Raw genomic sequence first — 16,431 nt, forward strand, 5'->3', positions numbered from 1 at the left:
GTACGGGGGCGACCTGACGGCCTCCGTACCGGCGTACATCCACTTCGAGGCTTTTCGTACCTCACGCCGCGAACCCTGTCCGACATGTCGAACACGACGTACGGACGCGGACTCCGGCGTACCGAACCTAAGGAACGCTTGTGACCGACGCTTCCGCCAAGGCCGCCGCACGCAGGCCCGGTGAGCAGGCGCTCACCGCACTCGGCCTGGCCGCGCCCGCCCTCGATCCCACCGACGCCTCCCCGCACTCCTTCCCGGGCGGCGGCCGCTGGCGCACCGAGATCCCCTCCTGTGAGGGGCCGGAGGCGCTGGGGGTGGTACTGAAGGAGTCCTCACGACTGGACGTGCCGATCCACCGGATCAGCCAGGGCAGCGGCGTGTGGATGCTGACCGACGCCGAGATCACCGAGATGGTCGAGGCCACCGCAGAACGCGACATCGAGCTCTGCCTGTTCACCGGCCCGCGCGGCACCTGGGACATCGGCGGCTCCACCCGGACCGACTCGGGCGGCGCGGGTCTGCGCGCCCGCGGCCACGACGCGGTCGCGGGGTGCGTCGAGGACGCCGTCCGCGCCACGGAACTGGGCGTCAAGTGCCTGCTCATCGCCGACGAGGGCGTGCTGTGGACGCTGCACCGGGCGCGGACGGCCGGCATCATCCCCGCCGACACCACGCTGAAGCTCTCGGCGCTGGTCGGGCCGGTCAACCCGGCCTCGTACGCGGTGTACGAGCGCCTCGGCGCCGACTCCATCAACGTGCCCAGTGACCTGACGCCGGACCACCTGACCGAAATACGGCGGGTTTCGGCCGCGCCGATGGACATGTACATCGAGGCTCCCGACGACCTCGGCGGCTACGTCCGGATGTACGAGATCGCCGAGCTGATCCGGCGCGGCGCCCCGCTGTACCTGAAGTTCGGCCTCTCCAAGGCGCCCGGGATCTATCCGTACGGCCATCACCTGCGGGAACTGACGCTGGCCACCGCGAAGGAGCGGGTGCGGCGCGGCCGGCTCGCCCTCGACCTGCTCGCCCGGCACGGGGCGGGCGGCGACATGGCCCCGCTCGGCTCGCGGCTGCCCGGCCCGCTCAACCGGTTCGAGATCTCGTCATAACATTCCGGAAACTCCCTTCTCAGAAGAAGACACGACCGCGCACAATCCCACACATCTCTTTCGGTCGTTCCCCTCCTCAGTGATTTTGCGTTCTGGCACCACCAGACCGAGCCCTGCACCCACATCAAGGATGATGACCATGCGCAACCGCAGAGCCGCACTCGCTGCCATAGCCTCCGCCGCCTCCCTCGCCCTCACGTTGACCGCCTGCGGCCAGAACAGCGAGGGCGGCAGCGAGGAGGACAAGGGCGGCGCCGAAGGCGCCACCGTCGGCATCGCGATGCCGACCAAGTCCTCCGAGCGCTGGATCGCCGACGGCGCCAACGTCGAGAAGGAACTGAAGTCCAAGGGCTACGAGACGAAGCTCGTCTACGGCGAGGACGACCCGGACCAGCAGGTCTCGCAGATCGAGAACATGATCACGCAGGGGGTGGACGCCCTGATCATCGCCGCGATCGACAACAAGTCCCTGGGCAACGTCCTCCAGCAGGCCAAGGACGCCGACATCCCGGTCATCTCCTACGACCGGCTGATCCTCGGCACGGAGAACGTCGACTACTACGCCTCGTTCGACAACGAGAAGGTCGGCGAGCTGCAGGGCTCGTACATCGTGGACAAGCTCGGCCTGAAGGCGGGCAAGAAGGGCCCCTTCAACATCGAGCTGTTCGCCGGCTCCAACGACGACAACAACACCAAGTACTTCTTCAACGGCGCGATGAAAGCCCTGAAGCCGTACATGGACGACGGCCGGCTCGTCGTCCGCTCCAAGCAGACCGACCTCAACCAGGTCACCACGCTGCGCTGGGACGGCGGCACCGCGCAGAAGCGCATGGACGACCTGCTCACCTCCAGCTACCGCAGCGCACGCGTCGACGCGGTGCTCTCGCCCTACGACGGCATCTCCATCGGCATCCTCTCCGCCCTGAAGTCGGACGGTTACGGCTCCGGCGACAAGTCCATGCCGGTCGTCACCGGCCAGGACGCCGAGGTCGCCTCGGTGAAGTCGATCATCGCGGGCCAGCAGACCCAGACCGTATACAAGGACCTGCGCGAGCTCGCCAAGGTCGCCTCGAACATGGTCGACGCGGTCCTGAACGACAAGGAGCCCGAGGTCAACGACACCAAGTCCTATGACAACGGTGCCAAGGTCGTGCCCGCCTACCTGCTCCAGCCGGTCAGCGTCGACAAGTCCAACTACGAGAAGGTCCTCGTCGAGGGCGGCTACTACACCGCGGACGACCTCAAGTAACCGGGCCCCCACAAGGATTGGAAGGCACGACCATGGCGGGACCCGTCCTGGAAATGCGCTCGATCGTCAAGACCTTTCCCGGTGTCAAAGCGCTGTCGGACGTCACGCTGACCGTCCGCCAGGGCGAGGTCCACGCCATCTGCGGGGAGAACGGCGCCGGCAAGTCGACCCTGATGAAGGTGCTCTCCGGCGTCCATCCGCACGGCAGTTACGAGGGGGACATCCTCTTCGAGGGCGAGACCTGCCGGTTCAGGGACATCCGGGCGAGCGAGCAGCACGGCATCGTGATCATCCACCAGGAGCTGGCGCTGGTGCCGTACCTGTCCATCGCCGAGAACATCTTCCTCGGCAACGAGCACGCCAAGCGCGGCCTGATCGACTGGAACGAGACGCTCAGGCACGCCACCGAACTGCTGCGCCGGGTCGGTCTCGACGAGCACCCGGAGACCCGCGTCGCGGACATCGGCGTGGGCAAGCAGCAGTTGGTGGAGATCGCCAAGGCGCTGTCGAAGAAGGTGAAGCTGCTCATCCTCGACGAGCCGACGGCGGCGCTCAACGACGAGGACAGCGGCAAGCTCCTCGACCTGATCCTTCAGCTGAAGGAACAGGGCATGACCTCGATCATCATCTCGCACAAGCTGAACGAGATCCGCCGGGTGGCCGACTCGGTCACGATCATCCGCGACGGCCGGTCCATCGAGACGCTGGACGTGAAGGCCGCGGAGACCACCGAGGACCGGATCATCTCCGGGATGGTCGGCCGGGACCTGGAGAACCGCTTCCCGGACCGGACCCCGCACCACCCTGAGGAGGGTGCGGCACCCGCCCTGGAGATCCGCGACTGGACCGTGCACCACCCCATCGACCAGCAGCGCAAGGTCGTCGACGGCGTGTCGATCGAGGTCCGGCGCGGCGAGATCGTCGGCATCGCCGGGCTCATGGGCGCCGGCCGCACCGAACTGGCGATGAGCGTCTTCGGCCGCACATACGGCCGGTACGCGGGCGGCACCGTCCTGAAGGACGGGGTGGAGATCCGCACCAAGTCCGTCCCCGAGGCGGTGAGGCACGGCATCGCCTACGTCACCGAGGACCGCAAGCACTACGGCCTCAACCTCATCGACACCATCAACCGGAACATCTCGCTGACCGCCCTGGGCAAGGTCGCCAAGCGGGGTGTGGTCGACGAGCACGGGGAGCGGCAGGTCGCCGAGGACTTCCGCAAGTCCATGAACATCAAGGCGCCGACCGTCTTCGAACCGGTCGGCAAGCTGTCCGGCGGCAACCAGCAGAAGGTCGTCCTCAGCAAGTGGATCTTCGCGGGTCCCGAGGTGCTGATCCTGGACGAGCCCACCCGCGGCATCGACGTGGGCGCCAAGTACGAGATCTACACGGTCATCGACCAGCTGGCCGCACAGGGCAAGGCGGTCGTCTTCATCTCCTCCGAGCTGCCGGAGCTGCTCGGTATGTGCGACCGCATCTACACGATGGCCGCGGGGCGGCTGACGGGTGAGTTCTCGCGGGCCGAGGCCTCGCAGGAAGCGCTGATGCGTCAGATGACGAAGGACAAAGAGGTATCCCGATGAGCACGGACGTGACCGCCAAGACCCCGGCCCCGGCGCCGCCCGGAAAGGGTGGTTCGGCCGCCGGCGGCGGCCTGTGGCAGTTGATGCTCGACGGCATGCGCCGCAACATGCGGCAGTACGGCATGCTGATCGCCCTCGGCCTGATCGTGGCGCTGTTCGCCGTCTGGTCGGACGGTGACCTGCTGCTGCCGCGCAACGTCTCCAACCTGGTGCTGCAGAACAGTTACATCCTGATCCTCGCGATCGGCATGATGCTGGTCATCATCGCGGGCCACATCGACCTGTCGGTGGGCTCGCTGACCGCGTTCATCGGCGCGATGGCCGCCGTACTGATGGTGGAGAACGATCTGCCCTGGCCGCTCGCGGTGGTGCTGTGCCTGGCCATCGGCGCCGCCGCGGGGGCGGTGCAAGGGTTCTTCATCGCCTATCTCGGCATACCGTCGTTCATCGTGACTCTCGCGGGCATGCTGCTCTTCCGCGGGCTGACCGAGATCTTCCTGGAGGGCCAGACCCTCGGCCCGTTCCCCAAGGACCTCCAGAAGATCGCCAACGGCTTCCTGCCCGAGGTCGGCCCCGACACCAACTACCACAACCTCACCCTGCTGCTGGGCTTCGCGCTGATCGCCTTCGTGGTCTACCAGGAGGTCCGCGACCGCAAGCGTCAGCAGGAGTTCGCGCTGGAGGTGCTGCCGGCCAAGTTGTTCCTGCTCAGGCTGGTCGCGCTGGTCTCCGCCGTCCTCGTCGTCACGCTGCTGCTGGCCAGCTACAAGGGCGCGCCGATCGTGCTGCTCATCCTGGGTGTGCTGGTCGTCGGTTTCGGCTACCTGATGCGCAACGCGATCATCGGCCGTCACATCTACGCCATCGGCGGCAACCTGCCCGCGGCCAAGCTGTCGGGCGTGAAGGACAAGAAGGTCACCTTCCTGGTCTTCCTGAACATGGGCATGCTCGCGGCCCTGGCGGGTCTGGTCTTCGCCGCCCGCTTCAACGCGGCCTCCCCCAAGGCCGGCCTCAACTTCGAGCTGGAGGCCATCGCCGCCTCGTTCATCGGCGGCGCGTCGATGAGCGGCGGTGTCGGCACGGTCCTCGGCGCGATCATCGGCGGTCTGGTCCTGGGTGTGCTGAACAACGGCATGAACCTCGTCGGCATCGGCACCGACTGGCAGCAGGTCATCAAGGGCGCGGTGCTGCTGGCGGCGGTCGGGTTCGACGTGTGGAACAAGCGCAGGGTCGGTTCGTAGGTCACCCCGGGCCCCGCCTGATCGAGAGGCGGGGCCCGCTTCTTCTCACGGGAGCAGAGGAGCCGCACATGGAACTGAGCAGACGCACGGTCATGGCATCCGCCGCGGCCGCGGGCATCGCCGCCACCACGCTCGGCGGCACGGCACACGCCACGGGAGGCAGGAAGCCGGTGAAGGAGCTCTTCGGCAAGCTCGCCGACGGCACGAAGGTGTACCGCTGGTCGCTGGAGAACGGCGGCACGCGGATGAAGGTGCTGTCGTACGGCGGCGTCGTCCAGTCCCTGGAGGTCCCCGACCGCCGGGGCCGCTACGCCAACGTCTCGCTGGGCTTCGACAACCTCGACGACTACGTGGCCCGCAGCCCGCACTTCGGCGCCCTGATCGGGCGGTACGGCAACCGCATCGCCGAGGGCCGCTTCACCCTGGACGGCAAGGAGTACCAGCTCTCCGTCAACGACGGCGAGAACTCCCTGCACGGCGGCGCCCTGGGCTTCGACTACCGGGTGTGGGACGTCGAACCGTTCACCGAGGGCTCCGACGTCGGCCTGGTCCTGCACTACACCAGCGTCGACGGCGAGATGGGCTACCCCGGCACGCTGAAGGCGAAGGTGACGTACACCCTCACGCGGCGCGGCGAGTGGCGCATCGACTACGAGGCCACCACCGACAAGGCCACCGTCGTCAACCTCACCAGCCACGTCTACTGGAACCTGGCCGGCGAGGGCAGCGGCACCGTCGAGGACCACGAGCTGTCGATCGCGGCGTCCCGCTACACGCCCACCGACGCGGGCCTCATCCCGACGGGCGAGCTGGCGAAGGTGTCCGGCACGCCCTTCGACTTCCGCCGGGCCAAGCCGATCGGCCGGGACATCCGCGACGCCCACCCGCAGCTGGTCACCGCCAAGGGCTTCGACCACAACTGGGTGCTGGACAAGGGCATCACCGAGCGCCCCGAGCACATCGCCACCCTGCGCGACGGCGCCTCGGGCCGCACCCTGCGCATCGCCACCGACCAGCCCGGTCTGCAGTTCTACTCGGGCAACTTCCTCGACGGCACCCTGACCGGCACCGGCGGCTCGCTCTACCGGCAGGGTGACGCCCTGTGCCTGGAGACGCAGCACTTCCCGGACTCGCCGAACCAGCCGTCGTTCCCGTCGACCGTGCTGCGGCCCGGGCAGACCTACCGGACGACGACGGTCCACTCGTTCGACGCGTGAGGGCACACCTTCTTCACACGCGTTGAACACCCTGCGCCGCTCCTCCGTATGTAAGGGCGGCCCGCGCTCCCCCGCGCGGGCCGCCCGCAGACGGAGGTCCACTTGTCCGGCAACGTCACCTCGTTGTTCCGCAGCACCGCGGCGCACAGCCCGTCGATGGCGGCGCTGACGCGGGAGAGCGGTGGCGAGGCGGGCGCGGGGCCGGTGGACTTCTGCATCCCCTGCAACCCGTACTTCCCCACCCCGGCCATGTTCGACGAGATGGCCGGCCGGCTGCGCGACATCATCACGTACTACCCGAGCGGCGCCGACACCATCACCGCCGAGCTGTGCGGCCTGCTGCGACTGCCCCCGCAGTGCGTGGCGATGGGCAACGGGTCCACCGAGCTGATCACCTGGATCGACCATCTGCTGGTCCGCGAGTCCCTCGCCGTGCCCGTCCCCACCTTCGGACGCTGGACCGACCAGCCGATGGGGACCGGCAAGCGGGTCGACATGTTCCCGCTCCAGGAGTCCGGTGGCTTCGCCCTCGACCTCGCGCGGTACGCCGAGTTCATCCGGGCCCGGGGGACGCGGGCAGTGGTGATCTGCAACCCCAACAACCCCGACGGCGGCTATCTGCGCAAGCATGCGCTGGTGCAGTTCATGGACGCGATGGCCGACCGGGACCTCGTCGTGATCGACGAGTCCTTCCTGATGTTCGCCGACGCGGAGGCGGAACCCAGCGTCGTGCAGGAGGCGATGCTGCGCCCCAACGTCGTCGTCCTTCGCAGCCTCGGCAAGAACTTCGGCCTGCACGGCATCCGCTTCGGCTACCTGGTCGCCAACCCGGCGCTGGCGGGCCGGGTGCGCGCCATGCTGCCGAAGTGGAACCTCAACTCCTTCGCGGAGCACGTGGTGTTCATGCTGCGCGACCACGGGCCGGAGTACGCGCTGAGCCTGCACCAGGTGCGCCGCGACCGCCTGGAGATGGCCGGTCACCTGTCCGCGCTTCCCGGTCTGACCGTCTATCCCTCCCAGGGCAACTTCCTCTTCGTGCGCCTCCCCGTGGGCGCCGAGGGCACCGTCGTCCGGGACCGGATGCTCACCGAGCACCGGGTCCTGGTCCGTGAATGCGGCAACAAGATCGGTTCGTCCAGCCGCTTCCTGCGTCTCGTGGTGCGCCCCCAGGTGGACGTGCGTCGCCTGGTGTCCGGCCTGGAACAGGTGCTCTACGGGTCCAGGAGGGGAGCCGCCGTGCCCGAGCCCGCCACCGGGACCGGCTACAGCTCGGGCACGGCGGCGGTGGACCGTCTGGTGAGCGAGACCAACGGGGCCGGGATGCGGGCGCTCGCCGCTCAGCCCGCCGGTCCTGCGGGGCTCGCCGCCGCCCCCGCCGCCGGCACCGGCACACCGCCCCCCGCCGCGGTGCCCGTCGGCCCGGCGGCGGCCGTCGGCCCGGTGCCGATACCGGTACCGGTCCCGCAGCCCGCGCCCGCCACGGCCCCGGCTGCCGCCGCCCCGCACTCCGTGCCCGCCGGCCCCACCCCGCCCGGTGTCCCGGCCCGCGGTGGCCTGACGGCCGCCCAGGTCCGGGGCACCGACGGCCTGGAGTCGGTGCCGGCGGCGGGCGGGCCGGCCTCGCGGAGCCGGCCGGGCCCGGCGAGCATGGGCCGCACGGGCTGACCGCCGCCGCCCCGGCGCTCAGTAGGCGACGGGCCAGCCGCTGCTCCAGTCCAGGAGGTTGAGGCCGAGCTTGGGCGCGCCGTTGTCGTTGGCGTCGTAGTAGTGGTAGACGAGCAGGTCGCCGTCGACGTCGTTCATGATCGACTGCCCACCGGGGCCGATGACGCTGCCGTGCGACTCGAGCACGGGGGTACCGCCGTTGTTCATCATCGAGACTCCGTTGCGGTCGTAGTACGGCCCGGTGACGCTGGTCGCCCGGCCCACCTTGATCTTGTACGTGGAGCTGGTGCCGGCGCAGCAGGTGTCGTACGAGGCGAAGAGGTAGTAGTACCCGTTCCGCTTGACGATGTACGGCGCCTCGACGGCCTTGGTGCCGGACGGCCGGGAGGCGAGGGAGCGCCGGGCGGTGTCGGAGGCGAGCTGCTTGCCGGTGGACGGGTCGATCCGGATCATCTTGATGCCGGTCCACCAACTCCCGAAGGACAGCCACCACTTGCCGTCGTCGTCGACGAAGAGATTGGGGTCGATGGCGTTGTAGTCGCTGGACGTGTTCGACGTGTAGACGATGCCGTGGTCGGCCCAGCTGCCCGGCAGTCCGGTGGTGGAGACGGCCAGCCCGATGGCGGAGGTGTTCTCGCCGAACTTCGAGACGGAGTAGTACATCAGGTACCTGCCGCCGTGGTGCGAGATGTCGGGCGCCCAGGCCTCCATCACGCTGGAGTAGTTCCTCCACCAGCTCGGCCGCGTGGGGAACGCGTCCGCTCCGGCGGCGAAGGCGGTGCGGTCACTGGAGGTCTTGCTGGTGATGCCGTCGTCGGTGGCGTAGAGCAGGTACTGGCCGGAGGACGTGCGGATCATCGTCGGGTCGTGGGTGACGACGGATCCGGTCACCACGCCCGGGCCGGGGTAGGCCGACGCCGTGGTGGGGACGAGCGCGAGCAGGGCGGCTGCGGGGAGGGCGAGTAGGGCGGTTCGTCTGCGACTCATGTGAGGGACGCTCCTGTTCCGGTTCCTGTACGGACTGGATCTGCTTCCTGTACGGACTCCTGCAGGAAGTTGTTCTGGATTTCGAACAGCGATCGCCTTTTCGGACGGGAACGTAGGGTCGAACCCCGTGCGCGTCAATGGCCCGCGCAGCAACGGCAACCAACGTCCGGAAAACACCCCGTGCCACAGGTGACACACCGGTGAATTCCTGACGGATGGTCAGCACCGGGACTCCCCGTCCGAGGCGCGCCCGTACAACATGGCCTCTCCAGCCAAGTGCGACGCCGGGGGGAGTCGGTCATGAGCGGTGTCCCGTGGGAGTCGGTGATCGCCGTGCTGGGCCTCGCCGTGCCCGTGATCGCCGCCCTGTGGGAGTTCTTCCTCGCGGGACGCAAACGGCTCGGCTACCGCGTCCAGATGGACACCAGCGCCCGGGACTCGGGCACCTCCACCGGGCCGCAGGCCGGAGTGCTCCAGCGCATGCAGTGGGACGGCGTCGACCTGGAGGATCCGTCGGTCGTCCTGCTGCGCATCGAGAACGTCGGCTGGTCCCCGATCGTCGAGGAGGACTACGTCGCTCGCGTCGACGACCCGGTGGGCATACGCGCGGCGTTCCCGGGCCGCCGCGTGGTCGGCATGGTCGTGACCGAGTGCAGCCACCCCATGCTGCGTGACTTCTTCGAACCGGGCACCGCGGGCCTGGGCGCCACGGACGGCGTCATCACGCTCCCCAAGGTGAAGCTCAACCGCCGTGCGCACTACAAGGTGCTGGCGGTCCTGGACCGCCTGCCCAACACCTCCAGGGACGACCTCACCGGCCCGGAGATCACCGCGGGCGTCGTCGGCGGGGTGCGCGGCGGGACCATCAAGAGGACCGAGTACTACCCCTTCGCCTCACGGCCGGTCCGCTGGCTGCTCGCCCTCCTCGTACTGGTGAGCGTCGCCCAGTCCGTGTCCACCTTCGCCCGCGGCGACGAAGCGGTCGCCGCCCCGCTGGACTGCGCCGAGGGCACGCTGCACCTGTCGGGCTCCACGGCCTTCAAGCCCGTGCTGGAACTCGCCGCCCAGCAGTACACGAAGACCTGCCCCGAAGCCCGGATACCGCTGACCGACGACTCGTTCAGGGGCAGCGTCCCCGGCCTGGACTCCCTCGCCACGGCGGGCGACGACGCCGAGCTCGGCGAGGACGGCGGGCTCGGCGACCGGCTCGCCTTCAGCGACGGCCCCAAGTCCGACGGCCGCCCGCAACTGCTGCCCAGACCGGTCGCCCTGTCGCTGTTCACCCTGGTGGTGAGCGAGGACACCGGAGTGCGGGACCTGTCCCTGAAGCAGGTGCGGGACATCTACGCGGGGAAGATCACCAACTGGCGGCAGGTGAAGGGCGAGAACCTGCCGATCCAGTTGGTCAGCCGCCACCCGGGCTCCGGCACCCGCACCGCCCTGGAGCAGCGGGTGCTGGACGGTCGGCCCCTGCCCGCGGTCACCACGAACGACTGCCGGAGCCTGGACACCGGCAGGCCCGGCCGCTGCGAGGTCGGCGGCACACCGCAACTGCTGGACGCCGTCGCCTCGACCCCCGGCGCCCTCGGTCACAGCGAGGTCGGCTCCGCCGTCGCCCGCGACGACGTGCGGCAGGTCCGCATCGACGGCTACCCGGCGACACTGGAGGGCGCCGACCAGGGTGCGTACCCCTTCTGGGAGACCGAGATCGCCTACACGTACGGCGAGCCGCCGGCGGACTCGATCGCCGCGGGCTTCCTGCGCTACCTCGCCAACGAGGTCGGCAAGGACATCATCCGCTCCAAGGGCCACCGCCCGTGCGCCGAACTGGACAAGCCGCTCGTGTGCCGGCCGAGCGGGTCGTGACCGCGTCGGCGGCCGGGTCAGTGGTTCGTTCTTCCGGTGCTGCCTGAGCGGGTCCACGCCGTAGTCGTTGCCGTCGGGGGTGCGGACTCGGTGTGGAAGTGCTCATGCGTGGGGGCGCCGCCACCCACGCGTCCCGCCGAGCCAGTGGAAGCAGGTCTCGTCGACGTGGCCCTCCACCTCGTTCACGAGGGTCACCACGTGGCCGTCGACTACTGAAGCCGTTGGGCTCCATGATGCCGCGGGGCTGCTTCAGCCCGTCGGCTCCGGACCGGCCGTACTTCACCGCGGTCGCGCCGGACCCATGCCGCCTCCCCCGTCGGGGGAGGCGACACCTGTCCGCGGGCGGTCAGGACTCGGGGCACTCCTTCCACGCCAGGTGGTACACCGTGCTGATGTCCCCGTCCGTCGAGTCCATCGTCATGAAGCTCACCTCGGCGGGGTCGGAGGTCCCCGTGCTCACCCGCAGCTCCGTGTTGATGTTGAAGTTGCGCTGGACTCCGCAGGGCGCCCAGACCAGCTGGGCCCAGTCGGTGCTGTCGGTGGCCTGCCAGTTGTCGTTGAGGGGGCCGTCGAAGGGGTGGGTGCGGTACTCCGTGTTCGGGGAGCCCTGGAAGTAGTACGAGGCCCGCTGGGTACCCTTCGCGCCGTCCTGGAGGGCGGCGAAACCGCGGTAGTCCGCGCTGGCCACGGCGTAGGTGAAGCCCTGCGGGACGTGCACGAGCAGGTTGAGCTGGCAGTTCTTGCGGAAGGCCGTGGGCGGCGAGTCGCCGCCGGCCTGGGCGAGGTAGTCGCTGTAGGTCACGGTGAAGGCGGTGTTGTCCTCCGAGACGGCGACCGCCGCCGTGCCCTGCGGGCAGCCGGAGCCGTTCACCGTGGCGACCTTGATGACGATCTTGTCCGGCGGCGGGTCCTCGAACCCGCCGGAGGGCTGGTGCTGCGCGGGCAGCGCGGAAGTGAGGAGCGCGGCGATCGTGCCGCTCAGGAGCAGGCCGGTGGCCATGGGTCTCCCATCCCGGTCAGTGGGGGGTGGATGCGGCCGGCGATGGCCGCCCGGAGGTAGTTGAATGCCCTGCACACCTGTTGTGCACATGTCATTCATGATGCGGTCGCATCGTATGTTCGGCCGCCGGACGCGAACAGGTCACACTTTGGCCATTTACCGCAGCACCGCTCCGGTTGTGCAGAATGGCCCGGCAGCGAAGCACCGCAAGCACGGCAACAGGAGAGGCTCCCTTGGAGCTCAGCAGGCTCAGCAGACGAGCGTTCAGCACCCTCACGGGCACCACCGTCCTCGGTCTCGCGCTCGGCGGCAGCGTGAGCAGCCAGGCACTGCCCCGCTCCGGCGCCCGCGGCACCGTACCCACCGGCCCGCCGCCCGGCCCGCCCGGCGCCGACGGACAGCGCCACCACGTCACGCTGGACCGGTACTCCCTGCTGGTCGACGGCAGGCGCCTGGCCCTGTGGTCCGGCGAGATGCACCCCTTCCGGCTGCCGAGCCCGTCCCTGTGGCGGGACGTCCTGCAGAAGATGCGGGCGTACGGCTACAACGCGGTCAGCGCCCGCCTCGCCTGGAACCTGCACTCCCCCGCGCCGGGCGCGTACGACTTCACCGGCGTCCGCGACCTGGACCTGTTCCTGCGCACGGCCGCCGAGACCCGGATGTACGTCGTCCTGGACCCCGGCCCGTACATCGGCGCGGACGTGGACGCCGGCGGCCTGCCCGGCTGGCTGACGGCCACCGGGGCCGACGCCCGGACCGCCGACCCCGCCTACCTGCGCCACGCCGACGAGTGGCTGAGCCACGTCAACGCGGTCGCCGCCCGGCACCAGTACACCCGCGGCACCGGCACCCTCCTGCTCTACCGCCTCGACGCCCCGCACCGCGCCCAGCGGGCCCACCTGCGCGAGAAGCTCCGCGCCGACGGGATCGACGTACCCCTGCTGCCCTCCGACGGCCCCGTCGCCCGCGGCGAGGCAGAGCGGACCCGGGACGCCGCGGAGGCACGGCGGGTCCACCTCGCGCACCTCGCGGACGGGGTCACGCTGCACCAAGTGCACACCGCGTTCGGCGGCACCTCCTGGGGCTGGCTGCCCGCGCCGTCCGCGCCCGACCCGGCCTACGACCCCACCGCCGGGATCGACGAGGCACGCCGGCCCACGGACAGGACGGCACCGCTCCACCAGCTCGGGCAGCTCCTGCGCAACGTGCCCGACTTCACGCGGCTGGACGAGGCCGCCGGGGTCAGGGCCGCCGACGCCCGCCTGCGGGTTCGGCACCTCGTCAACCCGGACACCGGCACACACGCGTACGTGGTGCGCAACGACTCCACCGCCGACGTCACCTCGAAACTCCCGATGGGCGGGACCGACGTGGAGGTCACCGTCCCCGGCCGGGACGCCAAACTGTTCGCCACCGGGCTGCACCTGGGCGCGGGCCGGAAACTGGCGTACTCCAACATGCAGCCCATGCTCTCCATGAGCGTCGGCAAGCTGGACATCGCCGCCTTCGTGGGCCGGGCCGGGGAGATGGCGCACCTGGTGCTGGACTGCCCGCACGAGCCCTGGCCGACCCGGCTGGACGAGGAGGCAGCCTGGGCGTACGACCGCGGGAAGCTGCACGTCACGGTGGAACTCGCCGAGGACAGGCTGACCCGGCTCCGGATCCGCAGCGGCAAGACCGACCGCACCATGATCCTGCTCCTCGCCGACGACGCCGCCTCCCTGCGGCTGTGGCCGTACGAGACCCCGTCGGGCCGGGTGCTCGTGCACGGCCCGGCGCTGCTGCGCGACGCCGCCCTGGACGGTCACACGATCCGGCTGACCGGGGACACCGTCGAGGAGTGCGGGCTGGAGGTGTGGGCGCCGCCCGGCATCACGGACGTCACCTGGAACGGCAGCCGGTTGAGCACGTCGCTCGGCCGGGCCCACAGCTTGTACGCCGCCCGGTCCCTGCCCGGTGTGCCCGAGCTGGTCCTGCCCGCGCTGGACGGCTGGCGACGCCGCGCCGAGAACCCCGAGTCCAGGCCCGGCTACGACGACTCGGGGTGGACGGCCGCCGACCGGAAGACGTCGTTCAGCACGACCCCCGTGCCCGACGGGCAGCCCGTGCTCTTCGCCGACGACTACGGCTTCCACTACGGCGACGTCTGGTACCGGGGCCGGCTCACCGGCGCCGCGGGCCTGGAGTCGGTCTCCCTGTCCTGCGGCACGGGCGCGCGAGGGCTCCTGATGGCCTGGCTGGACGGAGAGCCGCTGGGCACGCACCGTGTGGACGACGAGGGCGACGGGCGGGGCACGTGGACCGCCACGGCCCGTTTCCGGCTGCCGGACGGCCTGCGGGAGGCGCGGCGGAGGCGGCCCGACGCGGGTGCCTCGTCCGTGCTGTCGGTACTGGTCCGGCGCACTCAGCACGCCCAGGACGACTACAAGGCGGCCCGCGGGCTGACCTCGGCCGCCTTCGAGGGGGCCGCGCCGAAGGTGCGGTGGCGGATCCAGGGGGCGGCCGCACCCGACCCCGTGCGCGGGCCGCTCAACAACGGCGGCCTGTACGGGGAACGGCACGGCTGGCACCTGCCCGGGTACGACGACGCCGACTGGGAGCCCGTGCCCTCCCCCGGCGGCGACCGGCGCCAGGGCGTGACCTGGTACCGGACTACCTTCCGGCTGGACGTTCCGCCGGACGTCGACGCCTCGGTCGGGCTGGTCCTGGACGGCGCCCCGGGCCGCTTCCCGCGCGCCCAGCTCTTCCTGAACGGCTGGAACATGGGCGAGTACGCGGCCGACCGCACGGCCGCGCCGCGGACCTTCGTGCTGCCCAACGGCATCCTGCGCACCCGCGCCGCCGCCAACACCCTGGCCCTCGCCGTGCTGGCCGACGGCGTGGCGGAGTCGGGACCCGGGACGGTACGGCTGGAGCTGCTGGGCGGCGCGGCCGGAGGGGTGCCGGTGGAACCGGTCGCCTCCCCCGGCCGGCGCCGCTGACCCGGGCGGGCCTCAGCGCAGCCGGATCACGTTCCAGGACAGCGGCTCCAGAGCGGCGGTCAGCCTGCCGTCGCTCAGGGCCGTGCCGTCCACCGCGTGCGGGACGACCCGCTCGGGCTCGGCGAGCGTGTTGCGGGCGTCGGGGTCGGCGTCCGCGAGGGCGCTGTGCTCGACGACCTCGCTCAGGTCGAGGCCGCTGAGGGCGACGTCCAGCGGCAGCGACTCGGTGCGGGACCGGTTGACGGCGAAGACGGTGACCGAGCCGTCCTCGGCGCGCACGGCGGTGGCGTGCAGCAGGTCGGCCTCGCCGTACTTCTTCGTCTCGTACGTCGGCGAGTCCACCCGGACGTCGAGGACCTCGCCGCGGCCGTACTTCGAGGCCTGGGCGAACGGGAAGAACGTGGTCTGGCGCCAGGCCGGACCGCCCGGCTCGGTCATGATCGGGGCGATGACGTTGACGAGCTGGGCGAGGCAGGCGACGGTGACGCGGTCGGCGTGCCTGAGCAGGGCGATGAGGAGCGAGCCGAAGACGACCGCGTCGGTGACGCTGTAGTTGTCCTCCAGCAGGCGGGGGGCCTCGGGCCAGTCGAGGGCGCTCACCTCCGCCTGTGTCTTGGCCATGTACCAGACGTTCCACTCGTCGAAGGAGAGGTTGATCTTCTTCTTGGACTTGAGGCGGGCGCCGACATGGTCGCAGGTGGCGACGACGTTCTCGATGAACGACTCCATGTCCACGGCGGAGGCGAGGAAGGAGTCGACGTCTCCGTCGTGCGGCTCGTAGTAGGCGTGCAGGGAGATGTGGTCGACCAGGTCGTAGGTCTCCTGGAGGACGGTCGCCTCCCATGCGGCGAAGGTCTCCATGGACTGGCCGGAGGAGCCGCAGGCGACGAGTTCGAGGTCCGGGTCGATCTGCCGCATGGCGCGGGCGGTCTCGGCGGCGAGGCGGCCGTACTCCTCGGCGGTCTTGTGGCCGGTCTGCCAGGGGCCGTCCATCTCGTTGCCCAGACACCACAGCCTGATGCCGAAGGGGTCCTTGTCGCCGTGCTCGGCGCGCAGGTCGGAGAGGGCGGTGCCGGAGGGGTGGTTGGCGTACTCCTGGAGTTCGAGGGCCTCGGCGACGCCGCGGGTGCCGAGGTTGACCGCCATCATCGGTTCGGCCTGGGGGCCGACCTTCTTGAGGAAGGCGATGTACTCGGACAGGCCGAAGCGGTTGGACTCCGTGGTGCGCCAGGCCAGGTCCAGGCGGCGGGGACGGTCCTCGACCGGGCCGACCGAGTCCTCCCACTTGTAGCCGGAGACGAAGTTGCCACCGGGGTAGCGGATGGCGGTGACGCCGAGTTCGCGGACGAGGTCCAGCACGTCGGTCCGTATGCCGTCGTCGTCGGCGGCGGGGTGGCCGGGTTCGAAGATGCCGGTGTAGACGCAGCGGCCGAGGTGTTCCACGAAGGAGCCGAAGAGCCGGGGGTTGACCTCGCCGACGGTGAAGGCGGGGTCGAGGGTGAAGCGGGCGGTTCGCATCTCTGCCTTTCG

The 16,431-nt window shown here is 70.3% G+C and carries 11 protein-coding genes; 8 read left to right on the forward strand and 3 right to left on the reverse strand.

The window, feature by feature from the left end; genetic code table 11:
- The first annotated feature begins 140 nt into the window (after positions 1–140).
- From IE142_RS01005 to IE142_RS01030, 6 genes are all read left to right on the forward strand, one after another.
- Entirely contained in the window at positions 141–1,112 is a 972-nt protein-coding gene (locus IE142_RS01005) for a glycosyltransferase family protein (RefSeq protein WP_191883934.1), read from the forward strand.
- A gap of 139 nt (positions 1,113–1,251) precedes the next feature.
- Entirely contained in the window at positions 1,252–2,361 is a 1,110-nt protein-coding gene (gene chvE, locus IE142_RS01010; RefSeq protein WP_191883935.1) for a multiple monosaccharide ABC transporter substrate-binding protein, read from the forward strand.
- Between the two features lie 32 nt (positions 2,362–2,393).
- On the forward strand, positions 2,394–3,944 hold the full coding sequence (gene mmsA / locus IE142_RS01015; protein ID WP_191883936.1) for a multiple monosaccharide ABC transporter ATP-binding protein: 1,551 nt from the start codon (positions 2,394–2,396) through the stop codon (positions 3,942–3,944).
- Positions 3,941–5,185, forward strand: coding sequence for a multiple monosaccharide ABC transporter permease (gene mmsB / locus IE142_RS01020; RefSeq protein WP_191883937.1), 1,245 nt, complete (start codon positions 3,941–3,943; stop codon positions 5,183–5,185). Before mmsA ends, mmsB begins: the two co-directional genes overlap by 4 nt.
- A 68-nt stretch (positions 5,186–5,253) precedes the next feature.
- Positions 5,254–6,402, forward strand: a complete 1,149-nt coding sequence (locus IE142_RS01025; RefSeq protein WP_191883938.1) for an aldose epimerase family protein — start codon at positions 5,254–5,256, stop codon at positions 6,400–6,402.
- Positions 6,403–6,504: 102 nt separating this feature from the next.
- A complete protein-coding gene (locus tag IE142_RS01030) occupies positions 6,505–8,067 on the forward strand; it encodes a pyridoxal phosphate-dependent aminotransferase (RefSeq protein ID WP_191883939.1) in 1,563 nt (520 codons plus the stop codon).
- Between the two features lie 18 nt (positions 8,068–8,085).
- Here IE142_RS01030 and IE142_RS01035 read toward each other — a convergent pair whose 3' ends face one another.
- Positions 8,086–9,054 (reverse strand): arabinan endo-1,5-alpha-L-arabinosidase, encoded by a 969-nt coding sequence (locus tag IE142_RS01035; protein WP_191883940.1) that lies wholly within the window; start codon positions 9,052–9,054, stop codon positions 8,086–8,088.
- Positions 9,055–9,354: 300 nt separating this feature from the next.
- On the opposite strand from IE142_RS01035, the gene IE142_RS01040 reads away from it, so the two are divergent.
- The gene (locus tag IE142_RS01040; RefSeq protein ID WP_191883941.1) at positions 9,355–10,920 is read left to right on the forward strand and encodes a substrate-binding domain-containing protein; all 1,566 of its coding nucleotides are present in this window, start codon (positions 9,355–9,357) and stop codon (positions 10,918–10,920) included.
- Between the two features lie 346 nt (positions 10,921–11,266).
- Here the strand turns inward: IE142_RS01040 and IE142_RS01045 are convergent, their stop codons facing one another.
- Positions 11,267–11,920 (reverse strand): DUF4360 domain-containing protein, encoded by a 654-nt coding sequence (locus tag IE142_RS01045; protein WP_191883942.1) that lies wholly within the window; start codon positions 11,918–11,920, stop codon positions 11,267–11,269.
- Positions 11,921–12,105: 185 nt separating this feature from the next.
- Between IE142_RS01045 and IE142_RS01050 the strand changes: the two genes are divergently transcribed.
- On the forward strand, positions 12,106–14,901 hold the full coding sequence (locus IE142_RS01050) for a beta-galactosidase (RefSeq protein ID WP_191883943.1): 2,796 nt from the start codon (positions 12,106–12,108) through the stop codon (positions 14,899–14,901).
- A gap of 12 nt (positions 14,902–14,913) precedes the next feature.
- Here IE142_RS01050 and arfA read toward each other — a convergent pair whose 3' ends face one another.
- Positions 14,914–16,419 (reverse strand): arabinosylfuranosidase ArfA, encoded by a 1,506-nt coding sequence (gene arfA / locus IE142_RS01055; RefSeq protein ID WP_043373342.1) that lies wholly within the window; start codon positions 16,417–16,419, stop codon positions 14,914–14,916.
- Positions 16,420–16,431 lie beyond the last annotated feature (12 nt).

It is taken from the genome of Streptomyces mutabilis, from assembly GCF_014649815.1.
GTDB classification, from domain to species: Bacteria; Actinomycetota; Actinomycetes; order Streptomycetales; family Streptomycetaceae; genus Streptomyces; species Streptomyces mutabilis.